We start from the raw sequence: 23,886 nt of genomic DNA on the forward strand, positions 1-23,886 counted from the left end.
GCGGCAGCGGGAGTTCGGCGTCGGTGCCGGTCAACGCAGGGCGGTGGTCCACTCCAGTTGGCGGGTGACTTCCTCGTCGGGCCGGGCCGGGGGCGGGCGCCCCGGGCTGCGGGGCGTCGGGGTGTGGACGCCGCGGGAGATGTTGCCGCTGACGGTCGTGTTGTGTTCCACGCGGGGGCGGCGGAGCTCCTCGTAGCGGGTGAGCGCGGACTCGGTGTCCGGGGCGTCGCGCAGGCACTTGGCGAGGATCACCGCGTCCTCCAGGGCCATGGATGCGCCCTGCCCGGTGGCGGGGGAGGCCGCGTGGGCCGCGTCGCCGATGAGCAGGGTCCGGCCGGAGCGCCAGGGCGTGCCGCCCGGCATCTCGGTCGCGTTGGTGACCAGGACGGGGGCCGTGGTGGCCGCGACGATCTCCGCGGCGGGCGTGGTGTCCTCGCGCAGCAACGCAATGAGCAGGTCCCGCCATTGGGTGGGGGTGGCGTGCGCGATCTCGTCGGCGGTCAGCGGGGCGTCGGCGCCGACCCGGGCGAACCAGTACGTCTCCCCGTCCGGCGACGTCGTGTGGCCGAAGGCGGCCGCGCTGCCGCGGATCATCGTGATGCACGCGGTCTCCGCCGGCCCGGCCGCCGGCGCGCTCGTGGTGTAGCCGTAGAAGACGCGCTGTCCCGCGTACCGGGGCTGTGCGGCGGGGGCGGTGGCCCGGCGGACCGTGGAGTTCAGGCCGTCGGCGCCGAGCAGCAGGTCGCCCGTCGCCGAGCTGCCGTCGGCGAAGTGCGCGGTGACGCCTTCGGAGCCGCTCTCCACGGAGGCGAGCCGGGCACCGTGGACGACCGCGATGCCACGGCGGGCGGCCTCCGTCTGGAGGGCCGCGTTGAGTTCGCCGCGGCGCAGGCACCGGTACCGCAGCCGGGGGTCCTCGGCCTCACCGAGCGGGGCGCGGGCCACCTCGCCGCCCTCGGCGTCCAGCAGCCGCATGCTGGTGAGCGGGAAACCGAGCGCGGTGACCGCGGGGGTCGCGTCGAGCTGCGCGAGGGCCCGCAGGCCGTTGCTCGCGAGGGTGAGGAACGCGCCGATGTCCTCGGCGGAGTCGGGATGCGCCTCGTACACGGCGACCTCCTGCCCCGCCTTGTCCAGCGCCAGAGCCGCCGCCGTGCCGGCGATCCCGCCGCCGATGACCAGTACGCGCGCCATGCCTCACCCCGCTGTTCCGCCCATGGACGCACGGCCCCGTCGTCGTACGCCACCCACGGGAGAACGCCCGGACGGCGGCCCGGAGTTCCGGCCGGGCACCGCACGACCGGTCCGGGCCGCCCTTTCACCCGTTCAGCGTCCGAAAGCCGTCAGCACGGCTTCCAGCTGGCGCAGCGGCTCGGGGCCGACGATGCGCAGGACGACGGTGTCGGCGCCGGAGTCCTTCAGGGCGTGGATGTCGGCGACGGCCTGCGCCGGGGTGCCCGAGACGGTGAACACCTCGTCCTGCGGGCGGCCCAGCCAGGCGCCGTGCCCCTCGGTGTGCGGGTGCAGGATCCGCGCGACCTGCTCGGGGTCGTCGCCCACACAGGCGAAGGACAGCACGGTCAGCGTGTGGTCGGGACCGGCCCCGCCCTTGGCGGTGAGGGCCCGGGTGTTCTCCAGATCCCGCGGTCCGTGCCCCTCGGCGATCAGGGTGCCGTCCGCGACCCGGCCGGACAGTTCGAGGGAACGCGGACGGACCACGCCCGCCACCACCGGCGGCACCCGGACCGGAGGGTGCACCAACCGCACGCCGTCCAGACGTACTTCACGCCCCTCCAGTTCGACGCGCTCACCGCGCAGCAGCGCGCGCACGGAGGTGATCGTCTCCTCCAGGAGAGCCAGCGGCGACCGGGGCGCGACGCCGACCGACTCCATCCACTCCCGCACCCCGTGCCCGATCCCGGCGACCAGCCGCCCGGGGAACACCCGCGCCAGCGTGGCCAGTTCCATCGCCAGCAACGCCGGACTGCGCAGCGGCGCCGGTGCGATCCCGATGCCCACCCGCAGCCGCTCGGTCGCCCCCAGCGCCACGGCCGCCGCCGACACCCCGCCGTTCCAGCCGAGGTCCTCGACCACCCACAGGTCGTCCACCCCGAGCGCCTCGGCCCGCCGCGCGAACCCGGGCAACTCCTCGGGAGCCCAGTCGCGGTCGTACATGACACCGACCCGTATGTTCGTCACGTTCGTCATGCCCGGAACCTATGGGGTGGGCGGCGGGTGGATCAACGGCGTATCCCCGGCCGGGGCCGCCCCCGGAGTCCGGGGCCGCCGCTCTCTCGTTCGGGGCGTTGTCAGTGGTGGCAGGCAGGATGTGAGGCATGACAACACCCGGTGCAGTGATTGTGGACGCCGTCGCCTACGCGCAGGCGATCGAGGACGCGGTGAAGGCGTCGGCCGCCTACTACGCGGGTGGCACCTCGGTGCTGGACGACGACGCCTACGACAGGCTGGTGCGCGCCATCGCGGCGTGGGAGGACGAGAACCCGGAGCAGGTGCTCCCCGACTCGCCGACCGGCAAGGTCGCCGGCGGGGCGGTCGAGGGCGATGTCCCGCACACGAGAGCGATGCTGAGCCTGGACAACGTCTTCTCCGCGGAGGAGTTCACCGCGTGGACCGCCTCGCTCACCCGGCGCGTCGGCCATGACATCACCGCGTTCAGCGTCGAGCCGAAACTGGACGGTCTGGCGATCGCGGCCCGCTACACCCGCGGCCGCCTGACGCGGCTCATCACCCGGGGCGACGGGACGGCCGGGGAGGACGTCTCGCACGCGATCGGCACCGTCGAGGGCCTGCCGGCCGAACTGGCGGAGCCGGTCACGGTCGAGGTACGCGGCGAGGTCCTGATGACGACCGCCCAGTTCGAGCACGCCAACGAGGTGCGCACCGCGCACGGCGGCGCGCCGTTCGCCAACCCGCGCAACGCCGCGGCGGGCACCCTGCGCGCCAGGGAACGCGCGTACACCGTCCCGATGACCTTCTTCGGCTACGGACTGCTGCCCCTGGACGACACCGAACCGGCGCCGGCCGCGCTGCTGGAGGAGAGCGCGCACAGCGACCTCATGACGCGGGCCGCCGGCTACGGCGTGAACACCACCGCGACCACGGCCGTGCCCGGCGTCACCGCGCGCAGCGTCGAAGAGGTCCTGGCCCGGGTGGCCGAGATCGCCGGGCTGCGCGCCTCGCTGCCGTTCGGGATCGACGGGATCGTCGTCAAGGCCGACCTCGCCGCCGACCAGCGGGCCGCCGGCTCGGGTTCCCGCGCCCCGCGCTGGGCGACCGCCTACAAGCTGCCCGCCGTCGAGAAGATCACCCGGCTGCTGGCGGTGGAGTGGAACGTGGGCCGCACCGGCATCATCGCCCCGCGCGCCGTCCTGGAGCCGGTCGAGATCGACGGCTCCACCATCACCTACGCCACCCTCCACAACCCGGCCGACATCACCCGCCGCGACCTGCGCCTCGGCGACCACGTCATGGTCCACCGGGCCGGGGACGTCATCCCCCGCATCGAGGCGCCCGTCGCGCATCTGCGCACCGGCGACGAACAGCCCATCGTCTTCCCCGAGGCGTGCCCGCGCTGCGGATCGGGCATCGACACCAGCGAGCAGCGCTGGCGCTGCGTCAACGGCCGCGACTGCCACCTCGTCGCCTCCCTCTCCTACGCCGCCGGACGCGACCAGCTCGACATCGAGGGCCTCGGCCACACCCGGGTCGTCCAGCTCGTCGAAGCCGGACTGGTCACCGACCTCGCCGGTCTGTTCGCCCTCACCCGCGACCAGCTCCTCGGCCTGGAACGGATGGGGGAGACCAGCACCGACAACCTCCTCGCCGCGCTCGCCAGGGCCAGGAACCAGCCGCTGTCCCGCGTGCTGTGCGCCCTCGGGGTCCGCGGCACCGGCCGCTCCATGTCCCGCCGGATCGCACGCCACTTCGCCACCATGGACCTGCTGCGCGCCGCCGACGCCGAAGCGATCCAGCAGGTCGAGGGCATCGGCACCGAGAAGGCCCCGTCCATCGTCGCCGAGCTCGCCGAACTCGCCCCGCTCATCGACAGACTCGTCGCCGCCGGGGTGAACATGACCGAGCCCGGCGCCACCCCGCCCGCACCGGCGACGCCCGACGCGGCCGACGGCGAGAGCGGGGGCGAAGGCACGCAGGCCGTCGCCGCCGGGCCGCTGACCGGGATGACCGTGGTCGTCACCGGCGCGATGACCGGGGCACTGGAGAAGCTCAGCCGCAACCAGATGAACGAACTCATCGAGCGCGCCGGGGGCCGCTCCTCGTCCAGCGTCTCCAAGAAGACCAGCCTCGTCGTCGCCGGCGAGGGCGCCGGATCCAAGCGGACCAAGGCCGAGACCCTCGGCCTCCGGCTCGCCGCGCCCGACGAGTTCGCCGCCCTCGTCGCCGACTACGTCGACGCCGGCCCAGGCGGGGAGCCGACGGTGTAGACGGGCAAGCCGTCACCGGGACGGCCGTCAGGTCGGCCGCCCCGGTGACGACGATCGCTCGGGCCCGTCCGTGGTCCCCTCGGGCGTGACGGGCCGGGCGCGGTGGGGGCCGCTGCCGGGCAGCCGGTCGGGCGAGGGGGCTCACGTCCGGACCCTCGGGCGCCTCAGCCCTTGACGGGCTTGCCTCGGCCCCATGCCCAGGCGAGGCGGTCGGCGCCCGACTGGTTGGTGGTGGCCAGCCAGGGGCGGGCGGTGGTGCCGGTGAGGGTCTGCAGCGAGTACGTGTCGTCGGTACGCAGACCCGGCCAGTACACGGAGCCCATCTTCAGCTCGCGGAAGGTGTCGGTGACGGCCTGGACGTAGTTGACGAAGTTGTCGTCCGGTGTCTTCACGTTGTAGTTCAGCCCGGTGGTCATCGGGGCCCCGAACTCGTCCGCGACGGTCCGGTTCGCGCAGTCGCCGATGCGCACCTTCAGGTCGGCCACCCACTGGTCGTAGGTCGCGTAGTCCTTCCAGAACCCGTAGTGGTGCAGGGAGAGGTACGTGCCCTTCAGCCGCGGGTCGGCACAGACCGTGGTGACGTGGTCGTTGTAGCCGGCGCCGCTGACGAACACCCGGTTGCGCGGGACCTTCGCGTACGCCGACAGCCACTTGGCCGCGATGTCGGCCCACTCGGTGTCGGTGTAGCCGTGCGGCTCGTTCATCGGCTCGAAGTAGACGCGGCTGTCGTTCTTGTACGCCTTGACGACGGTGTCCCACATCGGCCAGTACGTGGCCGTGTCGTCGATGAAGCCGTCCTTCTGGGCGCCCGTGCCCTCCCAGTAGGACACGATGACCTTGAAGCCCTGGTCCGAGGCCGCGTCGATGACCCCGCGATAGGACTTCCAGTAGGCGCCGTCGACCGTGTACGGGTTGATGGGCAGCCGCACGGTGTTGGCGCCGAGGTTCGCGCGGAACGCCGCGATGATCCGGGTCGCCTTCGCGTAGGTCTGCCGGTAGGTGTCCGTGGTCGAAAGACCGGACAGCTGGAGGAGGTCGTCGGCGAAGTTGTCGCGCGGGTCGGCCCAGTTCACGCCCTTGAACTGGGTCGTGTCGGTGGTCGGCGCGGCGCCGGAGGAGGCGGCGGCCGGGCTGCCGGCCAGGGTCGTGCCGGTGACGGCGGCGACGGCGACCGCGACGAGGGCGGCGCGCAGGCGGGGGGTGCGGGAGGCTCTGGTGGGGGTCTTGCGCATGACGTGCCCTTTCAGGAGAGGCGGCTCGGCGCTGGGGGACGCGCGGGCTGGGCGGCGGCCGCCACGCGATGTTTGCGTAAACATCAACGCCTTGGGGTGGCTGATGTTTACGTAAACATGGCGGCGCCGGAATCGTGGCACCCGGCGATGTGATCGTCAAGGTTTCCGGCGCGTAACGTCCGGGGCTCCGGTGACGGGTGGGCCGGGGTGGAGTCGGGCGCGATGGGGTGGGGCGGGAGAGGTGCGGTGGGGCGGGCGGGAGGGGTGCGGCCGCCCGGCCGTCGGTCCGGTGAGATGCCCGGGGGCCGGTCCCGTGGACGAGTCCGGCGGGCCGGTGGACGACTCCGACCGTCCCGCCCCGTGACGTGCTCGGTGGTCCGGTCCTGCTGTTCGGTCCCGTAGTCCCGTAGTCCCGCAGTCCCGCCGTTCGTTGGTTTCGTGGTTCGGCCGAGCCGTTCTCGACAGTGCGAAACGCGTCATGAATGCACGTGCTTTTCCGGCGTGGCGTCGGTTGTCGACCGTTGATTTCCGGTGGGCTTTCGGGAGGGAAAGCCATTGTGGCCTACCTGGCGGAAAAGCAGCGTCCGGACGGTTCCGTTTGTGAAGTCTGTTGAAGTCTGTTGGCTTCGGTGCGGGCTTCGTGGAAGCATTCGGAAAGATCAATTGCTCGTACCGAGAAGGGAAACAGCTGTGCCTTTCAAGCCGTCCCGTCCGGCCGTCGTCGCGGCGTCCACACTGTCCGTCCTGTTGCTGACAACGGTCGGTGTGCATGCGGAAGAGCCTGCTCAGGCAGGTGCGGCACCCGACCTCTCGGTCTCCAGAGTGATGCGGCACCTGGACGCGCTCCAGCGGATCTCGGACGCGAACAGCGGAAACCGCGCCCATGGCACGGCCGGCTATCAGGCCTCCGTCGATTATGTGAAGAAAAAGCTGGACGCCGCCGGATTCACCACCTCGCTCCAGGAATTCGAGTTCGGTGGAAAGAAGAGCTGGAATCTGATCGCCGACTGGCCCAGGGGCGGTCAGACCGGAAAAGTCCTCATGGTCGGGGCGCACCTCGACTCGGTGGAGACAAGTCCCGGAATCAACGACAACGGCTCCAGCGTCGCCGCGATCCTGGAGACCGCGCTGACGGTTTCCGCGAAGAACGTCACCCCTTCCCAGCACCTCCGGTTCGGCTTCTGGGGAACGGAGGAGGAGACCTACATCGGGTCCACGCACTACGTGAACACCCTGCCGGCGGCCGAACTGTCGAAGATCACCGCCTATCTGAACTTCGACATGATCGGCTCACCGAACCCGGGCTACTTCGTCTATGACCAGAGCCCGGAGGTCGCCCGGCACTTCGACCGGTACTTCGCCGCCAAGGGCATCCCCACCGAGCCCGCGACCGCCCTCAACGGCCGCAGCGACCACGAGCCGTTTCTGGCCAAGGGCGTTCCGGTGGGCGGAATCTTCACCGGATCCGCCGAGATCAAGACCCCGGAGCAGGCCGCGAAGTGGGGCGGCACCGCCGGTGAGGCCATGGACAAGTGCTACCACCAGGCCTGCGACACCCCCGCCAACATCGACAGGCGGGCCCTGGACGTCAACAGCGACGCCGTCGCCGCGATGGTGTGGAAGCTGGGCGTGCGCGGCTAGGACCGTGCGGCCGCGAGGGGGGTCGGGACATCCGGCGCCTGCCGGGTGTCCCGACCCCCCTCGGTTCGCCGGGTGTCCCCTCCTCCTCGGCTCTCAGGTCCGTCGGCGGTTCCGGGGGCGGGCGGCCAGACGGGCCAGCCGTTCCCGGTCGACCTTGCCGGTGGGGCCGACCGGCAGGGCCGGCAGGACGAGCACATGCTCCGGAAGCATGTAGCTGGGCAGGTTCTGCGCGAGGTGGCGGCGGACGAACCCGCCGCCCGGCGAGGGCTCCGATCCCCCCACCGCCACGGCAGCCACGATCTGCGGGCCGTCGTCGCCCCGCAGCGTGGTGACCGCGCAGTCGACCACCCCCGGCACCTGACGCAGGGCGGCCAGCACCTCGCCCAGTTCGATCCGGTAGCCGCGGACCTTGACCTGGTCGTCCCGGCGGCCCCGGAACTCCAGGTTGCCGTCGGCCATCCAGCGCGCCCGGTCGCCCGTGGCGTACATGGACTCGTCCGCCAGGCCGCCCACCGTGTCGGCCGTGAACTTCGCGGCCGTCAGCTCCGGATCGCCGACATACCCGTCGGCCACCACCACGCCCGCGATGTGGAGATCGCCCTCGACGCCGATCGGACACGGTTTGCGGTCGCCGTCCAGGACGTAGTAGCGGGCGTTCTGGATCGGCTTGCCGTACGGGACGCTCGTCCAGGCCGGGTCGATCTCGCCGACGTCGAAGTGGTTGGACCAGATCGTCGCCTCGGTCGCGCCGCCCAGCGCCACGACGTGGGCCCGCGGGAAGCGGGCCCGGACCCGGCCGGGCAGGGCCAGCGGTACCCAGTCGCCGCTGAGGAAGACCAGCCGCAGGCTCGGCACCGACCCGCCGTCCGCCGTCGTACCCGTCGTACCCGTCCCGTCCGTCGCGCTCGCCTCGGACGCCCTGTCCGTCCCGCCCGGCTCGTCGGCGAAGGACATCACCATGCCGAGCGCGGCGGGCGCCGAGTCCCAGAAGGTGATCGGCTCGCGCAGCATGATGTCCAGCAGCCTTTCACCGTCGGACAGTTCGGCGGCGGGGACCACACGCAGACTGGCGCCGGCCGCGAGCACGCCGAGCAGGTCGTAGACCGACAGGTCGAAGGTGAGCGCGGTGACCCACAGCAGACAGTCGTCCGGACCCACCGCGTAGGTCTCGTTCACCCACTGGATGACGTTGACGGCACTGCGGTGGCGCACCGACACGCCCTTCGGTACGCCGGTGGAGCCCGAGGTGAAGATGACGTACGCGGTGTCGTCGGCGCCGGGGCCGGCCGGCAGCGGCAGGGCGTGGGCCTCCTCGACGTCGCTCCAGGCGCTGATCACCGGCGTGTACGGGGTGGGCGTGTCGTGCGGCGCGAGGCGCAGGACGACGTCGTACCGGTCCCGCAGGACCGGCGGCCAGCCGTCCCCACCGCGTCGGTGGATCTCCGCCCGTACCGGCAGCCCGAGTTGGGCGGAGAGGTGCCCGAACCACTCGGCGGGCACCCGCAGATGACCGGAGTCGGGTCCCTCGCCCGGCTCCCCGAGGTCGGCGAGGTCCGCGAGCACCACCGCCCCGCCCGGCGCCAGGGCGCCCACGGCGTCCCGCAGCACGGACCGCAGGTACTCGAACCCGGGGAAGAACTGGGCGACGCTCGCGAGCAGGACGACGTCCGCGCTCGCCGGGGCCACCACCCGGCCGAGGTCGGCGGCCGCGGCCCGCACGAACCGTGCCCCCTCGCCGGCCTCCCGCGCCGCCCGCTCCAGCGCCACGGCCGACACGTCGACGCCCGTGTAACCGGCCACCCGGTCCCGCAGCGCACCCGCGATCAGACCGGCACCGCAGCCCACCTCGACGACCCGGGGCAGCTCCACCGTCGGAGCCGCCGACAGCACCAGGTCGCGCACGTGCGAGACGTACGTGTCGATCTGCGCCGCGGAGATCCCGTCGCCGGGGTTCTGATTGAAGCCCGAGGCCCGGGCCAGGTCCTCGTCCTCGGCGACGGTGTCCCACAGCAGGCCGACCGTCTCCGTGTCCAGCGGGTCCGGGGCCGCTGCCCGCAGATCCGTGCAGACCAGCCGCACGCCGGAGCCCGCGAGCTGCCCGGCCTCCTCCGCGCGGCGCGCCAGGGCGTGGCCGGTGACGAGCCAGTCGATGCCCGACTGACGTAGCGGCGCCGCGATCCGGGTGGCCGGCCAGCGCGCGTCCAGCGGCACGTAGGCGGCGCCGGTGCGCAGCACACCGACGACGGCCAGCACGCTGTCCCACGAGTTCTCGTGCAGGATGCCGACGAACGCGCCCCGGCCCACCCCGTGACCGGCGAGGAACCGGGCGAGCAGGCCCGAGTCGGCCCACAGTTGCGCGTACGTCCTGACCTCCCCCTCGCCGAGGCGGACGGCGGGAGCGTCGGGGGACTCCCGGACGCGCCGCTCGATCAGGTCGATCATGCTGACCTGGTCCTCGAACGGCCGCGCCGTGTCGTTCCACTCGGCCGGCGGCGGTTCCCAGGACTCCGTGGGCTGCCCCGCCGACTGTTCCGCCGGTTGCTCCGCCGGCTGATCTGCCCTCTGCTCTGCCATCTGCTCTGCCCTCCTTCGGCGGTTCACGGATGCGTGGGCGGGGTCAGATCACTCGGCCGTACTTGGGGTTGTCGCGGTGGATGACCCGCTCCCGGATGCGCAGTTCACCCTCCTCGCGCACCATCTGGTCCTCGACGCTGGACGAGGAGAAGAAGTGCACCTCGTCCAGCGTGTTCGTCTGGGTCACCAGCGAGTAGTAGGTGACGCGCAGGCCGTCGCCCTCGGTCTGCTCGATCAGGAAGTGGTCGAACCAGTGCCGGGTGACGAGCCCCTCGTACATCGGGAGCATGCTCTTCATCTTGGTGCGCATCGCCTCGCGGCCCTCCACCTTCTCGCCGCGGTGCGGGTGGGCGACCGAGCCGTCCTCGGTGAAGGTGGCGGTGAAACGCTCGATGTCCAGGTCGTCCAGGACGCGCATCTGGCGGGCGTAGAAGTTCTTGACCTCGATGTAGAGGTCGGCGGTGACGGACATGCGTGCTCCTCGGTAAGGAAAACGGAAACTGATGAGTGGTCAGTGGCCCGGCGTCAGTGGGCCGGGGCTTCCTCGAGGACGAGGAAGGCGTTGGTGCCGCCCACGCCGGCCGACATCAGGCCGGCCGTGCGTGGGCGGCCGTTCGTGGGCCAGGGACGGCCTTCGGGGAGGATGCCGAAGCGTTCGCCGCGCCCGGTGAACTCCTCGATGGGGACCTCGGTGTTCGGGGTCGCGGGCAGGAAGCCACGGTCGATCGCGAGGCACGTCTTGATCAGGGCCGCCATGCCGGCGGCGGTGTCGCAGTGACCGACGGAGGCCTTCACCGAGCCGACCGCCACCGGCGGCCCCTCGGTGCCGAGGGCCTCGATCAGGGCGGTCGCCTCGATCTGGTCGTTGAGGGGGATGCCGACGCCGTGCGTCTCGACGTAGTCGACGTCGGCCCCGGTCAGCCCCGCCGCCTCCAGCGCCCGGCGCACCGCGCGGACCTTGCCGTCGACACCGGGGATGACGAAACCGGGCTTGGCCCGCCCGTCGTTGGTGACGGCGCCGCCCCGGATGACGGCGTAGACCGGATCGCCGTCGCGCAGGGCGTCGTCCAGTCTGCGCAGCAGGACGGCCCCGGAGCCGTCGCCGGGCACCACGCCGTTGTGTCGGCGGTCGAAGGGGCGCACGATGCCCTCGGTGGAGTAGATGCTGCGCGGGGTCCGCAGATAGGAGCCGTCGGCGTCCTCCTGGATCGCCACCGCCCCGGCCAGCGCGTAGTCGCAGGCGTGCGCCCGCAGGCTCTGGCAGGCGAGCTGGACGGCCACGGTGGAGGTGGCGCACGCCGAGTCCAGCATCAACGACTCGCCCCACAGGTCCTGCAGATAGGAGAAGTAGGGCCCGGCGAACGTCGGGTCGACCTGCACCACGTCGTCGAAGGCGGCCCGCGGCACATGCTTGGTGCGGGCGCAGCCGGCGTAGACGGCGGTCCGGTCGGCGATCGCCGACAGCCTGACCCCGGCGTCCTCCGCCGCCTGCCACAGCGACTCCTGCAGGATGCCGTGCTGAGGGTCCAGCCCCTCGACGCCGACGAGCGTGTGGTCGTAGGTGTCTCGGTGCGGGGCGGTCCCCCACGAGTGGACCCGCAGCCGGTCCTCGCCCAGGTCCTCCACGACCGGGACCGGCTCCCGCCGGAAGCAGTCCCGGCCCGCGACGAGGTTGTCCCAGAACGCCCCTACGTCGGGCGCCCGGGCGAAGCGGCCGCCGACGCCGATGACGGCCACCGGGGCCGAGTGCTTGGCCAGTTCCGACATGCCTGTCCTCCCGTCAGCCGAAAGTGAGCGCGATCTTGACGACGTCGTCCTGCCGGTTGTGCGCGAGGTCGAAGGCGTCGGCGATGTTCTTGATGTCGAAGGTGTGGGTGATGTGGTCGTCGACCCGGATCGAGCCGTCCCCGATCAGTTCCAGCGCGGTCCGGAAGGAGGGGAGCCCGGGTTCCAGCTGGGCCCCGCCGACCGCGGTGATCAACTGCGCCTGGCGGACGAAGAGATGGGCGTACGGGATGCGCATGTCGTAGTCCTCGGGCATGCCGAAGAAGCCCAGCCGGCCGTGCTGGCCGACCATCCGCATCGCGTGCTCGCGCGCTCCGTCGGTGCCGGCCGCCTCCACGACCAGGTCGGCGCCCTTGCCGCCGGTCGCCTCCATGACGACCTCCTCGGCGCTCTGCCCGGGCACGTGCACGGTCGCGTCCGCACCGAGGGAACGGGCCACCGCCAGCCGCCCCGGCTCCAGGTCGACCGCGACGACCTTCTCGAACCCGCGGTGCTTGAGCAGTTGCTGGAACAGCAGCCCCGCCGAGCCGACGCCGACGACGGCGGCCGTCGACCCCTCCGGCACGGGCTCCGGCCAGAACCGTTTCAGCGCGAACACGACGGTCCCGAGCTGCTGCGCCATCAGCTGGACGGTCGGCGCCCCGGTGCCCTTCACCGGCAGCAGGAACCGGTCGGCGATCGTCTGGTAGCGCGCGAACGACGCCATGTAGGCGTGGTTGGGCACGGTGAGCACCAGGTCGCCCGGCGAGAAGCGGGCCGACCGGCTCTCGACGACCTCCCCGACGCCCTCGTGCCCCGGGTAGCCCGCCGGGCACGGATAGGGGTGGTCGCGCATGTCCCGGAAGAAGGGGGACTCGGCGCGCACCCGGTGCACATCGCTGCCGCAGATGGCGGCCACGGTGTTGCGGACGAGGACCTCTCCCTCGGCCGGCTCCCGGAAGGCGACCTCCGCCACCTCCAGGCGCCCGGGTTCGACGAGAACGGCGGCTTCGCCACGTACGTGCGACATGCGGACCTTCCTTCAGGAATGTACGGAGAGCGGGGACGCGGAAGACGCCCAGGACAGGGGGTGGCCGGGCAGACGCAGACGACGGGCCGGGCCGGCCGGTGTCAGCCGCGCCTCGGCGCCCTGGCACCACAGGGCCGCGAGGGCCGTCAGCAGGGCCCGCTCGTCGGGGTCCTCGGCCGTGAGGTCGAGGACGGCCACCTCGCCGAGCCGGTCACAGGCCGTCCGGAGCAGCTTGGCCGGCTCGGCCTCGGCCGACAGATGCTGTTCCTGCGGGGCGGGCCCGTCGGGGAACAGCGGACCCAGCGCGGTGGACCACAACAGGGCAGGACGGCGGGGTACGGGGATGTGTGCGCCGGCCCCGTCGGCGACCAGCCGTACACCTTCCTCGCCCTCCCCGGCCGTGAGCGCGCCGCTCACCACCGCGGCCGCGAACCGTCCCGTTCCCATGCCGTACACCGCCGCCGGGGTCACGCCCCGTTCGGCGAACCGGCCGGCCAGGCGCAGCTGGCGGGTGAGCGGTTCGGCGGCCCGGCCGGTGCCGTCCGGCGTGCCGTCCGCGAAGGCGAACACCACGGCCGGGGGCGAACCGGGGGCGGCGGGCGTCGCGGTGTGCGGGGCCCGCAGGGCGCGCACCGCCTCGGCCAGGTCGGACGCCACGACGGCGCACCGGTGACCGAAGTGCCGACGGCCCACCTCCAGCGTGTGGGCCACGTCCGCCAGTGCCAGGTCCGGGTTCGCCTCCAGATGGGCGGCCAGCCGTTCACGGGCGACGAGCAGGGCCTCGGCGGTGGCGGCGGAGAGGGCGACGATCCGCGGACCGGGAGCCGCCACCGGCGCCGTGCCGGCCGGCCGCGACGGCGTGCCGTCGAGGGGTCGTCGGGACACCGGCCCGGCCGGGGCCGCCGTTCCGCTCACGGGCCGGTGGGCCGTGGCGATCAGACGGGCCTGCTCGCGGACCGTGACATGGCGCAGCAGGTCGATGACCGGGAGGTCGGCGCCGGTTGCCAGCCGCAGCTGCTCCCGCAGTCTCACCAGCAGCAGCGAATGGCCGCCGGCGTCGAAGAAGTTGCGGTCGGGCCCGAAGCCGTCGTGCTCCAGCACCGCCCGCCAGGCGGCCCGCACGCCCTCCGTCACGGAGGCCGCGGAGGTCGCGGAGCTCGCGGAACTGAGGGGAGGGCCGGAAGCCATGGAAGCCGCGGATGCCACCGGAGGCGGCTCCGGTGCGAGGGCCGCCGTGGGGGCCGGAGCGGGGTCGGGCCGGGCGGACCCGGTCGCCCGCTCCGGGTCCGGCAGCCGGCGCCGGTCGATCTTGCCGGTCGGGGTGAGCGGCAGCTCCCCGACCAGCAGCAGGTGGCTGGGGACGGCGAAGGCGGGTAGCCGCAGCCTGGCGTGCCGACCGAGCTCGTCGGCGTCCGTGCCGGGCGTGGCCACCGCGTAGGCGACGATCTCCTTCTCGCCGCGCCGGTTGACGCGCGTCGTGACGAAGACCGACTCGACGGCCGGGTGCGCGTCCAACACCGCCTCCACCTCGCCGAGTTCGACGCGCTGGCTGCGGATCTTGACCTGGTTGTCGTTGCGGCCGATGAACTCCAGCAGACCGTCGGGGCGCCAGCGCACCCGGTCACCGGTCCGGTAGAGGCGGCTCGGGCCGTCGGTGACGAACCGGTCCGCCGTCATCCCGGGCGCGTTCAGATAGCCGTCGGCCAACCCCGCGCCCCCGAGCAGCAGTTCGCCCGGAACCCCGCGCGGCACCGGACGGGTGCCGCCTTCCTGCACGACCCGTACCTCGGTGCCGGGCACGGGTCGGCCGATGGGGACCGTCCTGGCGTTCGGCGCGAGGTCGGTGATCGGGAACCAGGTCGAGGTGAAGGAGTTCTCGGTGGGGCCGTAGCTGTGCAGCAGGACGCCCGGCCGGGACCAGCGCAGCGCACGGCGCATGTGCCGTACGGAGATCAGCTCGCCGCCGAAGTACACCCGCCGCAGCGACTGGAGCAGGTCCGGAGCGTCCTCGATGATCCGGTTGAGCAGCGGTGTCGTCACGAGCAGCGTGGTCACCCCGCGCTCGCGGACCACCGTCCGCATCTCACGGGGGCTGAGCACCAGGTGCTTGTCGAGGACGACCAGTTGGGCGCCGTGCGTGAGGGCGCCCCAGATCTCGTAGCTGGCGCCGTCGAAGTTGAGCGGGCACAGCTGCGCGACGACGTCCGTCTCGTCCAGCGGGAGGAAGTCGGGCCGTACGAAGAGCCGGGCCAGCCCGCGGTGCGGCAGCACGACCCCCTTGGGCCGGCCGGTGGTGCCGGAGGTGTAGAGCACGCAGAGGGTCGCGGTGTCGTCGTACGCGAGCTCGGGGGCGGACCGGCCGCGGGCCCGCGCGAGCGCCTCGTCGACCGGTACGGCGCTGCCCTCCGGCACGTCGAGGGTCTGTCCGCAGTCGGGGTCGACGACGAGGACCGCGGGACGGGCGTCGTCCACGATCAGCTGGAGCTGGGCCTGCGGATAGGCGGGGTCGAGGGGGAGGTAGGCGGCGCCGGCCAGGGCGGACGCCAGCCAGAACACCGGGGTCTCGACGCCAGGGGCGAGCAGCAGCGCCACGGTGTCGCCGGGCCCGACACCCCGGTCGCGCAGCCAGCCGGCCAACTCACCTGCACGGTAGGCGAGTTCGCCGTAGGTGAGGGTGCGCTCGCCGTGGCGTACGGCGATGGCGTCCGGGCGGTCGGCGGCGTGCCGCAGGACCAGCTCGGGGATGCCGGGCGCCGGTGACGCGACGGGCGCGCCGTGCGCGGCGACCTCGGACAGGCCCGGGTCGCAGGCGGCGAGCAGATCGCCGCAGGTGCTGTCCGGGGCGGTCACGGCGCGGGCCAGCAGCTCGCGCAGTTCCGCCGCGAACAGCTCGGCGGTGGCGGGGAGATAGCGGGCGGTGTCGTAGTAGACGCACAGCCGGGTACCGGCCGAGCCCTCCAGCACGTTGACCGAGAACTCGTACTTCGTCGACTCGTCCGGGTGGTCGAAGCGGCGGACGGTCACCTCTCCGGCCTGCCACTCGTCCTCGTAGGCGGGGGTGTACATGAACACCGTCCGCTCGACGCCCGGCCCGTCGGCCCGCGCGCTGCGGATCGCCCGCAGCCGCCGCACCGGGAGGTGGGCGTGTTCCATCGCGTCGAGCATCTGCTCGCGCAGCCGGGCCGCCACCTCCAGGAAGCGGTCGTCGAGGGACATCCGGTCACGCATCGGCAGCGCCCGGCTGAACAGGTCGACACGCTCGGCGTCGGCGTACCGGCGGCCGGCGAAGACCATGCCGAAGGTGCCCTCGGACTCCCCGGCCCACGCGTGCAGCAGTACCGACCATGCGGCGAGCAGCACGACGGCGGGGGAGCCGCGTTCGGCGGCGGCGAGCGCCTGGACGCCCGCGTGTACCTCGGCGGGCAGGAGCACCTCCACCCGGCCTGAGGGACCGGGGAAGCCGTCCTCCGGCACCAGGTCGTGCGGGGGCGCGAGGGAGGCGGGGGCGTCGCGCAGGACGGAGGTCCAGTACTCGTCGGCGTCGGCGTCGGCATCAATGTCGGCGTCGGCGTCGCGACCGCCCTGGACGCCGGCCTCGGCAGCAGCACCGGCACCGGCACCCGTACCGGTCCCGGCATCGATGTCGGCATCGATGCCGGACGACGGGCGCGGAGCCGGGACCGGGGCACCCGTCGTCCGGGCCCGGTACGCCGTCACCAGGTCCTCGGCGAGGATCCGGCTGGACCAGCCGTCGGAGACGATGTGGTGCATCGTGACGGCGAGCAGCGCGCCGCCCTCCCCGGCCAGCAGCGTCGCCCGCAGCAGCGGTGCGGTGGCCAGGTCGAAGGGTGCGCGGCCGGCGACGACCGCGCGGGCGAGGGCCTGCGCACGGTCGTAGCGGCCGGGGAGCCGGTCGGTGACGAACGCCATCGGAGGGTCGGTCTCGGCGGTGCGCCACAGCTCGCCGCCCTCGGTGGCGAAGGCGCAGCGCAGGGCCGGGTGGGCGGTCAGCACATCGCCGAGTGCGGCACGCAGCGCCGGTATGTCGACGGTCGGCGTGAACTCCAGGTCGACGGTGACGTTGTAGCGGTCGGACTCCGGTTCGCGCTGGCAGGCGAGCCAGACGTCCATCTGCTCGGAGGAGGCGGGTTCCCTCACTGCGGGACCGCCAGGTGCTCGCCGGCGGTGCCCGTACGCAGGGTGCGCACCAGGTTGGCCACCGTGCGCACCGAGTGGAAGTGGAGAGGGGTGAACTCGGCGTCCGTGATGGCCACGCCGAAGCGCTGCTCGCACTGGGCGCGCAGCTCCACGAAGCCGAGGGAGTCCAGGCCCAGCACGTCCTGGAGGCCGTCGTCGTCCCCGATGCGTTCGGTGGGCACGTCCAGGAAGAGGTCCTCGACGAGGATCTCCTTGAGGGTCGCTTCCAGGGTTTCGTCCAGTGTCTCGCCCGAACCGACTGTCATGGCGTTTCTCCCTTGCGGTAGGTGGATCGGTGCGGTGCGGGAACTTCCGCCGGCCGCTCCCGCTCCGCGGCCCTGCGGGCCAGTTCGGTCAGCGCGGGTACGGCCACGTGGTGGTCCCGGGCGCGGCGCAGCACCGGCTCGGTGAGCGCGGCGAGTTCGGTCGGCCGGACCCCGGCGGCGACGTCCCGGTGCAGGGAGGTGTCGGTCCGGCCGGGCAGGGTGTCCAGGGTGTGCAGCAGGTTCCGGTCGTCGACCACGACGGTGTCCGCGGCGGCGACGGCACAGGCTTCCCGGGCGGCGTCGCGCAGCAGGGCGGACAGCTCGGGCCGTCGGCGGACGATGCCGAGGGGGCCGTCGGCCGCGGTGGTGGCCAGCGCCAACGGCAGCAGGAGGACCAGCTTGCGCCACAGGACGCTCGCCGGATCCCGCTCCGGGGTGCAGCCGAGACCCGCGTCGGCGAGGACCTCGGCGAGCCCGCCGAGCCGCCGGCCGCCGGTGCCGACACCCCCTTCGGGACCGTCCCCGGCGTGGTCGCGGTCCTCGGGGCCGTCCCCGGCGTGGTCGCCGTCGGTGGTCGCGAGGCTGACCTCCGCGTACAGGGAGTTCCAGGTGACCCGGCCGGGCGCGGTGCGTTCCGCCTCGATGAGGATCGCGCCGACGAGTTGGCGGGGCCCGAACCTGGTCCGCAGCGATCGCGGATGGTCGAGTCCGTTGAGCAGGGGGACGACCGAGTCCGGGGTCAGCCGTGGGGCGACCCGGGCCAGGGCGGCGTCCAGCGCGGGCGCCTTCACCGTCACCCACAGGACGTCGACCGGCTCGTCGAGCCGCTCCACCGCGCGTGCCTCGACGGCGAGGTCGCCGTGCAGTTTGCTGTGGACGTCGATCACGCCGTGGTAGCGGGCTCGTGAGGACTCCCGCATCACCAGCACGACCTCGTGGCCGGCACGGGCCAGCGCCGCTCCGAGGGCGAGCCCGACTCCCCCGGCGCCCAGAATCGCATGCCTCAACACGCTTCCTTGATGCATCTCGTGACGAATGCCGCTGCCCGTCCAGCGGTGCGCGCACAGGTCTGCGCCGTGCGGCGGGCAGCGGTAGACAACACCGTGTGAATGATGGAAAAGGCCGGCTACGGCCTTTGAGGGATCAGGCGGCCACGGGTCAGGTGGTCACCGATCCGAGGATCATCGGAGTTCGAAAAGGACTCTGACGGAATATGGAACCGGTTGGTCGACCGGTTCTGTCTCCCCCGTTGCGGCGTACATCATTCCCCCTGTCACGCCGGTTGATGTCGGCCTCGAACGCAACCCTTGAAATACTGCGTTCACAATCGACTCATCGACCGTAGAGGTGCCGAGTTTCGGCCGTCAACCCGCTTTTCGGCCAACCGGATGGCCGATGCAAGTGAATCACAAGACGGGTTTACACCCAGCGTTGAAGTGTTGGCCAAAGGTGATCCCGGTGCTGGCTGGCCGACATTCGACCCTTGACTGGCTCGATGGCCGCTGCCTACTCTCCGATATCGGCAGTCTGCCGCCAGGTGAGCAATCACCTCAGGGACCGAACCGGTTTGACCCACCGGTGGAGCGTCCGTTTCTACGGGGGAAAACAATTGAAGCTCGACCCGGCCACGCCCATGCGCGGGGCCTTTCCACGGCTGCTCCGCATCCGGGGCGATCGACCGTGATCCGTCATGACACGGGGGAATTCTTTTGAGTGACGACGGCGTGAAAACACGTCCGGATCCGCATGCCGGGCAATCTTCCGGACCGCCTGGTGGGCGGCATTCAGGACTGCCTTCCGGGCCGGTTTCCGAACCGCCCGTGACACCGTCTGTGCGGGCCATGGAAGACCAGGTCAGAGCCGCGTGGACCGAGGTCCTCGGGCATGACGACTTCGACGACGACACCCCTTTCATCGAGGCGGGCGGTCATTCCCTGAAAGCCACGCAGGTGCTCATGCGGCTGCGCCGACAACTCGGTGTCCGGCTTCCCAACCGGCTGTTCTTCGACCACCCCACCGTGCGGGAACTGGCGGTGGCGGTGGAACACGTCGCCGCCACTTCGCCCCGCGTGTAACCGGTTGCCGCCGATTCGGGCGTCGGCATCGCCTCAAGCCGACTCCGGGCCGGCTCGACGTCGGTTCGACCGGAGCTCGGCATTCGACCGAAACAAGGAAGGCACTTCTCGTGACTGCTCCCCTTTCCCGTGACGGCCTCCAAGAGTTGGGTGAAAGCGTTTTCCGTCCCGCCGAATGGCAGGGCGCCGCGAACACCCCGCTCGATGCCGACACCGCCTTCAACGGATTCATCTCCACACATGTCGTTTTCGCCCTGGAGCAACTGGGGCTCTTCGCCTGGTTCGACGCGACCGACCGGCTCGACGTGCGCGAGTACTGTTGGCGACGACAGCTGGACGAAAGGGTTTTCCGTCAGTTGTTGTCGGCGGCGGAGGCCTTCGGATATCTCGACGTCCTCGACGACCGGGTGACACCCACGCCGGCCTGGGGCGACCTCCGTCGGAAAATAGGGTTCTTCACCTGGGGCGTGGGCGGGTACCACGACGTCTTCGCCAACGCCGCGTCCATCGCGCGAGGGGAACGCGCTTTCGGCAAGGACGTGTTGCGCGACGAGGCCATGGTGGCGCTCGGCTCGGCCCAGGCCGACATGGCCCTGATGCGGAACCTGCTCGACGAGCAGATCGCCGCACTCGACTTCTCCGTCATCGCCGACCTCGGCAGCGGGATCAGCGAACGCGTGTGCCGCCTCGTCAAGTCCCGCCCCGGCGCCCGCGGTCTGGGCCTGGACATCAGCGCCTCGGCCACCGAGCTGGCCGCCGGCACCGTCGAACGGCACGAACTGGCCGACCGCGTCCAGCCGATCTGCGCCGACGTCCTCGACATCCTCTTCCGGGGCCGCCGCATCGAGGGCGCCGACCAGGTGGACGTCGCGATGAGCTTCATGTTCCTGCACGACCTGCTCGTCGACCCCACCACCCGGACGGACGTCATCCCGGCGCTGCGCAAGGCGTTCCCCCGCGCGCACACCTTCCTGCTCGCCGACACCACCGTCCGCCCGCGCGGGGAGAAGGACACGCTGCCCGTCTTCTCCAGCGGCTTCGAGCTCGCCCACGCGCTGATGGGCGTCCCGGTCTACACGCGCGAGGAGTACGAGGACCTCTTCCACGAGGGCGGGCTGCACCTGCGCCGCACGGTTCCCTTCGGCGCCCCCCACACCTACCTGTTCGTCCTGGAGGCCCAGTGATGAGCGAACGATGTCCCGCCGGCCCCGAGATCGTGGAGGATCTGCCCATCCCCCTCGCCGTGGCCGGACATCACCAGCCCGCGCCCTTCTACCTCACCGCCGACATGTTCGGCGGCCTGCCCGTGCAGCTCGCCGGCGGTGAACTCAGCACCCTGGTCGGCAAACCGGTCGCCGCGCCGCACACCCACCCGGTCGACGAGCTCTACCTGCTGGTTTCCCCGAACAAGGGCGGCGCCCGCATCGAGGTCCAACTCGACGGCGGACGTCATGAACTGCTCTCCCCGGCCGTCATGCGGATCCCGGCCGGCAGCGAACACTGCTTCCTGACCCTCGAGGCGGAGGTCGGCAGCTACTGCTTCGGCGTCCTCCTGGGGGACAGTCTGTGACCCCGGCCGCGGGACAGGCCGCCCCGGCCGCCGGCAAGGCGTTCAACACGAGTGTCCCCGGCGCCGACGACCTGATCCGGCTGCACCTGAGCGAGAGTCCCCACGGCGCCAGCAAGGCGGCCGTGCGGGCGGCCGAGCGTGAACTGGGGCGGGTCAACGTCTACCCGGACCCCGAGCGGCAGGAACTGGTGCGGGCGCTCGCCGCGCACTGGGGTGTCGGCCCGGACCACATCGCCGTCGCCAACGGGAGTGACGAGCTGGTCCTGGCCACCGCCCTCACCCTCGGCGACCGGACCCTTCCCGGGCTTGTCACCGACGGGACGTTCCCCGGCTACCGGGCCTGTCTGGAGCTCACCGGGCGCGGCTGCGGCGCCGTACCGCTGAGCGGCACCGCCGTCGACGCCACCGCCTTCGCCGCGCGACTGCCCGGACACGGGATCGGCTATCTGTGCAACCCGCACAACCCCAGCGGCGCGGCCCTCACCCGGCGGGAACTGGCCGCGCTGGTCGACGCCTCCGGCCGCAGCGGGGTCCCGCTGGTCTTCGACGAGGCGTACATGGAGTTCGCCGACCCGGACACCCCGCAGACCCGCGATCTGCTGGACGAGGGCGCGCCCGTCGTCGCGCTGCGCACCTTCTCCAAGGCCTACGGCCTGGCCGCGCTGCGCGTCGGCTACGCCGTAGGCCGGCCCGAGCTGATCGCCGGGCTGCGGGGGACCCTGCGCGCCCTGCCCTTCAGCGTGAACCGGCTCGCCCAGGCGGCCGCGACCGCCGCCCTCGGCGACCGGGACTTCGTCGACGGGGTACGCCGGTCCACCGCCGAGCGGCGGAGCTGGTTCGTAGGCGAGCTGGACCGGCGCGGGCGCGCCCATCTGCCCTCCGTGACCAACTTCGTCGCCGTCGCGGCCCGGGACTGTGCCCGCGCGCAGGATCGTCTCGCCGCCGATTTCGGCATTCTCGTTCGCAATGCAGGACTGTTCGGATTTCCCGGCTACCTGCGCACGTCGCTCGGCGAACAAAAGGACCTCGCACGGTTCCTGGACGCCTTGGACGAGATCGAAAGCACTCCCTGAATTTCCACCGGAACGCCCGGCGAAACGACCGACCGAACGAGAACGACTGGAGGCTTTTGGTGTTCCGCCAAGACCCGTTGAACACGATCCTCGCCCTGGGCTCCGGGTTCACCCCGACCGCCGTGCGGGTGACCGCGACCCTCCGCCTGCCCGACCTGGTCGAGCAGGGACACCGGACCGCCGCCGCCCTGGCCGCCGAGACCGGCACCGACGAGCAGTCCCTGGGCCGCGTCCTGCACTACGTCAGCCTCCTCGGCCTCTTCGAGGAGACGACCGACAGCGCGTCGCGGCAGCGGACGTACGAGCTCACCGACGTGGGCCGGGTGCTGCTCGGCGACCACCCGAGCAATCTGCGCCGCTGGCTGGACTACGAGGACCCCAGCCGGCCCATGGAGGCCCGCTTCGAACCGGCCGTCGGGCGGCTCATGGACGCCGTACGCACCGGTCTGCCGGTGTACGAGCAGGCGCACGGGCGGCCCTTCTGGAAGGACCTGGAGGCGCACCCCGACATCGAGAAGTCCTTCAACACGGGCATCGCCCGGATCGCTGACCGGCTCGTGCCGGAACTGGCCCGTATCTACGACTGGGCGTCGGTGCGGCACGTCGTGGACGTCGGCGGCGGCAACGGCTCCCTGCTGCTGAAGCTGCTCACCGAGCACCCGGCGCTGCGCGGCACGCTGCTGGAGCTGCCGAGCGTCATCGACGAGGCCGGCGGGGTCACCGCCCCGGTGTCCGACCGCTGCGAGCTGGTCGCGGGGAGCTTCTTCGAGCCGGTTCCGGCCGGCGGTGATGTCTATCTGATCGCCAACACCCTGCACAACTGGAGCGACCGGGACGCCGCCCGCATCCTCGGCCGCTGCTCGGCGGCGCTCGCCCCCGGCGGGCGGGTCGTGGTGGTCGAGCGGCTGCTGGACAGCGGCAAGGACCCCGTGATGGCGAGCTACGCCGACCTGCTGATGCTGGTCCTGCTCGGCGGCCGCGAACGCAGCATGGACGACCTGCGCGACCTCGGCGCCGGCGTCGGACTCACCCTGACCGGCTCCACGAAGTTCGAGCTGCCCGGCCACTGGCTGGTCGAGTACACCAAAGAGGAGACCCGGTGAAGCGCTCGCTGAACCCGGACGAGCCCAACGCCCTGCTCTCCTACGACTTCGACCGGGGCAGCAACTACGAGAACGTCCTGCATCTCACCGACGCCCTCGGCGCCCTCGTCCCGGAGAGCGAGACGGAACACCCCGACCAGCGGTTCTTCCAGGTCACCCACCTCATCACCGAGTACGCCTGGGTACAGGTCCACTACGAGCTGCGCCGCGCCATCGGCCACCTGGACGACGACCGGTACCACCAGGCGGTCCGCATGTTCGACCGGGCCACCGGGCTCAGCGAGGTCACCGTCCAGGCGGTACGGCTGCTCACCGACCACCTGCCGCAGCACAGCCTGCTGATGATGCGCAACGCGCTCCCCGAGGACGCCACCGGCCTGGACTCGCCCGGCTACCGCAACCTGCGGCGGGTGGCCCGTCCGGTCTGGAAGGCCTACGAGCAGGCGGTGGAGCGCGCCGGGCTGTCCCTGCAGGACGTGATCGCCCAGCAGGACGACGGCTACGACGGCCCCCGCTCGTCCGGGTCGCAGTCGCTGGCCCTGGTGCGGGAGGCGATGCTGCGGCTGGACGGCAGTGTCCTCGGCTGGAAGCAGCACCATCTGATCATGGTCTGGTCGCAGCTCGGCGGCCAGCCCGGGCTGCGCAAGGGGAACGAGGAGGGCGACGACGAGTTCGAGCTGCCGCAGAGTCTGGGCGGCCGGTCCCTGGCGACGCTGGAGGCCCGCTCGCAGCTGGCGCTCTTTCCGGAACTGTGGCGCGCGGCGGAGGACGCGTACTGGCTGCTCGGCACCCGGCACGACACCGACGCCCCGGTGCGCGGCGGCGGGAACGGCTGTCCGGTGCAGCACTGACCAGCCCTGACCGGTAGCGACCAGCACTGACCAGCGCGGACGCCGCTTCT

General features: G+C 72.1%; 18 protein-coding genes. 8 read left to right on the forward strand and 10 right to left on the reverse strand.

The annotated features are described in order from the left end of the window. Window positions 1-30: 30 nt before the first annotated feature. Together OHU34_RS28780 and OHU34_RS28785 are read right to left on the reverse strand one after the other, a co-directional pair. Window positions 31-1,191, reverse strand: coding sequence for an FAD-dependent oxidoreductase (locus tag OHU34_RS28780; RefSeq protein ID WP_142264130.1), 1,161 nt, complete (start codon window positions 1,189-1,191; stop codon window positions 31-33). A gap of 132 nt (window positions 1,192-1,323) precedes the next feature. Further along, on the reverse strand, window positions 1,324-2,196 hold the full coding sequence (locus OHU34_RS28785; protein WP_142267811.1) for an LLM class flavin-dependent oxidoreductase: 873 nt from the start codon (window positions 2,194-2,196) through the stop codon (window positions 1,324-1,326). A gap of 137 nt (window positions 2,197-2,333) precedes the next feature. Between OHU34_RS28785 and ligA the strand changes: the two genes are divergently transcribed. Then, window positions 2,334-4,460 (forward strand): NAD-dependent DNA ligase LigA, encoded by a 2,127-nt coding sequence (gene ligA / locus OHU34_RS28790; RefSeq protein WP_405768976.1) that lies wholly within the window; start codon window positions 2,334-2,336, stop codon window positions 4,458-4,460. A 164-nt stretch (window positions 4,461-4,624) separates the two neighbouring features. Here the strand turns inward: ligA and OHU34_RS28795 are convergent, their stop codons facing one another. Then, window positions 4,625-5,692, reverse strand: coding sequence for a glycoside hydrolase family 5 protein (locus OHU34_RS28795; protein WP_142264119.1), 1,068 nt, complete (start codon window positions 5,690-5,692; stop codon window positions 4,625-4,627). A gap of 690 nt (window positions 5,693-6,382) precedes the next feature. On the opposite strand from OHU34_RS28795, the gene OHU34_RS28800 reads away from it, so the two are divergent. After that, window positions 6,383-7,333, forward strand: coding sequence for a M28 family metallopeptidase (locus tag OHU34_RS28800; RefSeq protein ID WP_054238191.1), 951 nt, complete (start codon window positions 6,383-6,385; stop codon window positions 7,331-7,333). A 93-nt stretch (window positions 7,334-7,426) separates the two neighbouring features. Here OHU34_RS28800 and OHU34_RS28805 read toward each other — a convergent pair whose 3' ends face one another. The 7 genes from OHU34_RS28805 to OHU34_RS28835 are packed head-to-tail and all read right to left on the reverse strand — an operon-like array spanning window position 7,427 to window position 18,171. After that, the gene (locus tag OHU34_RS28805; RefSeq protein ID WP_405768980.1) at window positions 7,427-9,907 is read right to left on the reverse strand and encodes an AMP-binding protein; all 2,481 of its coding nucleotides are present in this window, start codon (window positions 9,905-9,907) and stop codon (window positions 7,427-7,429) included. Between the two features lie 43 nt (window positions 9,908-9,950). After that, complete coding sequence (locus OHU34_RS28810; protein WP_020127005.1) at window positions 9,951-10,379, reverse strand: nuclear transport factor 2 family protein; 429 nt, start codon at window positions 10,377-10,379, stop codon at window positions 9,951-9,953. A 53-nt stretch (window positions 10,380-10,432) separates the two neighbouring features. Then, complete coding sequence (locus OHU34_RS28815; RefSeq protein ID WP_142264117.1) at window positions 10,433-11,674, reverse strand: polyketide synthase; 1,242 nt, start codon at window positions 11,672-11,674, stop codon at window positions 10,433-10,435. Between the two features lie 13 nt (window positions 11,675-11,687). Beyond that, on the reverse strand, window positions 11,688-12,701 hold the full coding sequence (locus OHU34_RS28820) for a zinc-binding dehydrogenase (protein ID WP_142264116.1): 1,014 nt from the start codon (window positions 12,699-12,701) through the stop codon (window positions 11,688-11,690). A gap of 12 nt (window positions 12,702-12,713) precedes the next feature. Further along, window positions 12,714-16,859 (reverse strand): non-ribosomal peptide synthetase, encoded by a 4,146-nt coding sequence (locus OHU34_RS28825; protein WP_405768984.1) that lies wholly within the window; start codon window positions 16,857-16,859, stop codon window positions 12,714-12,716. Next, window positions 16,856-17,164: an acyl carrier protein gene (locus tag OHU34_RS28830; protein ID WP_020127001.1), complete on the reverse strand. Its 309-nt coding sequence runs from the start codon at window positions 17,162-17,164 to the stop codon at window positions 16,856-16,858. The genes OHU34_RS28825 and OHU34_RS28830 overlap by 4 nt, the downstream gene beginning before the upstream one ends. Beyond that, complete coding sequence (locus OHU34_RS28835; RefSeq protein WP_160159976.1) at window positions 17,161-18,171, reverse strand: ketopantoate reductase family protein; 1,011 nt, start codon at window positions 18,169-18,171, stop codon at window positions 17,161-17,163. Before OHU34_RS28835 ends, OHU34_RS28830 begins: the two co-directional genes overlap by 4 nt. 834 nt (window positions 18,172-19,005) lie before the next feature. On the opposite strand from OHU34_RS28835, the gene OHU34_RS28840 reads away from it, so the two are divergent. The 6 genes from OHU34_RS28840 to OHU34_RS28865 all read left to right on the forward strand — a co-directional run bounded on the left by OHU34_RS28840 (window position 19,006) and on the right by OHU34_RS28865 (window position 23,836). Then, window positions 19,006-19,239: an acyl carrier protein gene (locus OHU34_RS28840; RefSeq protein ID WP_142264113.1), complete on the forward strand. Its 234-nt coding sequence runs from the start codon at window positions 19,006-19,008 to the stop codon at window positions 19,237-19,239. 110 nt (window positions 19,240-19,349) lie between these two features. Beyond that, window positions 19,350-20,423: an SAM-dependent methyltransferase gene (locus OHU34_RS28845; RefSeq protein ID WP_405768988.1), complete on the forward strand. Its 1,074-nt coding sequence runs from the start codon at window positions 19,350-19,352 to the stop codon at window positions 20,421-20,423. After that, window positions 20,423-20,809: a hypothetical protein gene (locus OHU34_RS28850; RefSeq protein WP_020126997.1), complete on the forward strand. Its 387-nt coding sequence runs from the start codon at window positions 20,423-20,425 to the stop codon at window positions 20,807-20,809. The genes OHU34_RS28845 and OHU34_RS28850 overlap by 1 nt, the downstream gene beginning before the upstream one ends. Beyond that, entirely contained in the window at window positions 20,806-21,882 is a 1,077-nt protein-coding gene (locus OHU34_RS28855; protein WP_142264112.1) for a histidinol-phosphate transaminase, read from the forward strand. Before OHU34_RS28850 ends, OHU34_RS28855 begins: the two co-directional genes overlap by 4 nt. Window positions 21,883-21,941: 59 nt before the next feature. Further along, window positions 21,942-22,985: a methyltransferase gene (locus OHU34_RS28860; RefSeq protein WP_142264111.1), complete on the forward strand. Its 1,044-nt coding sequence runs from the start codon at window positions 21,942-21,944 to the stop codon at window positions 22,983-22,985. Continuing rightward, window positions 22,982-23,836, forward strand: coding sequence for a hypothetical protein (locus OHU34_RS28865; protein ID WP_142264110.1), 855 nt, complete (start codon window positions 22,982-22,984; stop codon window positions 23,834-23,836). The genes OHU34_RS28860 and OHU34_RS28865 overlap by 4 nt, the downstream gene beginning before the upstream one ends. Window positions 23,837-23,886: the final 50 nt, after the last annotated feature.

Origin of the sequence: Streptomyces sp. NBC_00080, assembly GCF_045041255.1 — a bacterium.
Lineage (GTDB): Bacteria > Actinomycetota > Actinomycetes > Streptomycetales > Streptomycetaceae > Streptomyces > Streptomyces coriariae.

Coding starts and splice junctions, on each gene's coding strand:
- OHU34_RS28795 (WP_142264119.1), bottom strand. CDS start 5,692: ATGCGCAAGACCCCCACCAGAGCCTCCCGCACCCCCCGCCTGCGCGCC.
- ligA (WP_405768976.1), top strand. CDS start 2,334: ATGACAACACCCGGTGCAGTGATTGTGGACGCCGTCGCCTACGCGCAG.
- OHU34_RS28805 (WP_405768980.1), bottom strand. CDS start 9,907: ATGGCAGAGCAGAGGGCAGATCAGCCGGCGGAGCAACCGGCGGAACAG.
- OHU34_RS28780 (WP_142264130.1), bottom strand. CDS start 1,191: ATGGCGCGCGTACTGGTCATCGGCGGCGGGATCGCCGGCACGGCGGCG.
- OHU34_RS28810 (WP_020127005.1), bottom strand. CDS start 10,379: ATGTCCGTCACCGCCGACCTCTACATCGAGGTCAAGAACTTCTACGCC.
- OHU34_RS28840 (WP_142264113.1), top strand. CDS start 19,006: ATGGAAGACCAGGTCAGAGCCGCGTGGACCGAGGTCCTCGGGCATGAC.
- OHU34_RS28815 (WP_142264117.1), bottom strand. CDS start 11,674: ATGTCGGAACTGGCCAAGCACTCGGCCCCGGTGGCCGTCATCGGCGTC.
- OHU34_RS28830 (WP_020127001.1), bottom strand. CDS start 17,164: ATGACAGTCGGTTCGGGCGAGACACTGGACGAAACCCTGGAAGCGACC.
- OHU34_RS28820 (WP_142264116.1), bottom strand. CDS start 12,701: ATGTCGCACGTACGTGGCGAAGCCGCCGTTCTCGTCGAACCCGGGCGC.
- OHU34_RS28850 (WP_020126997.1), top strand. CDS start 20,423: ATGAGCGAACGATGTCCCGCCGGCCCCGAGATCGTGGAGGATCTGCCC.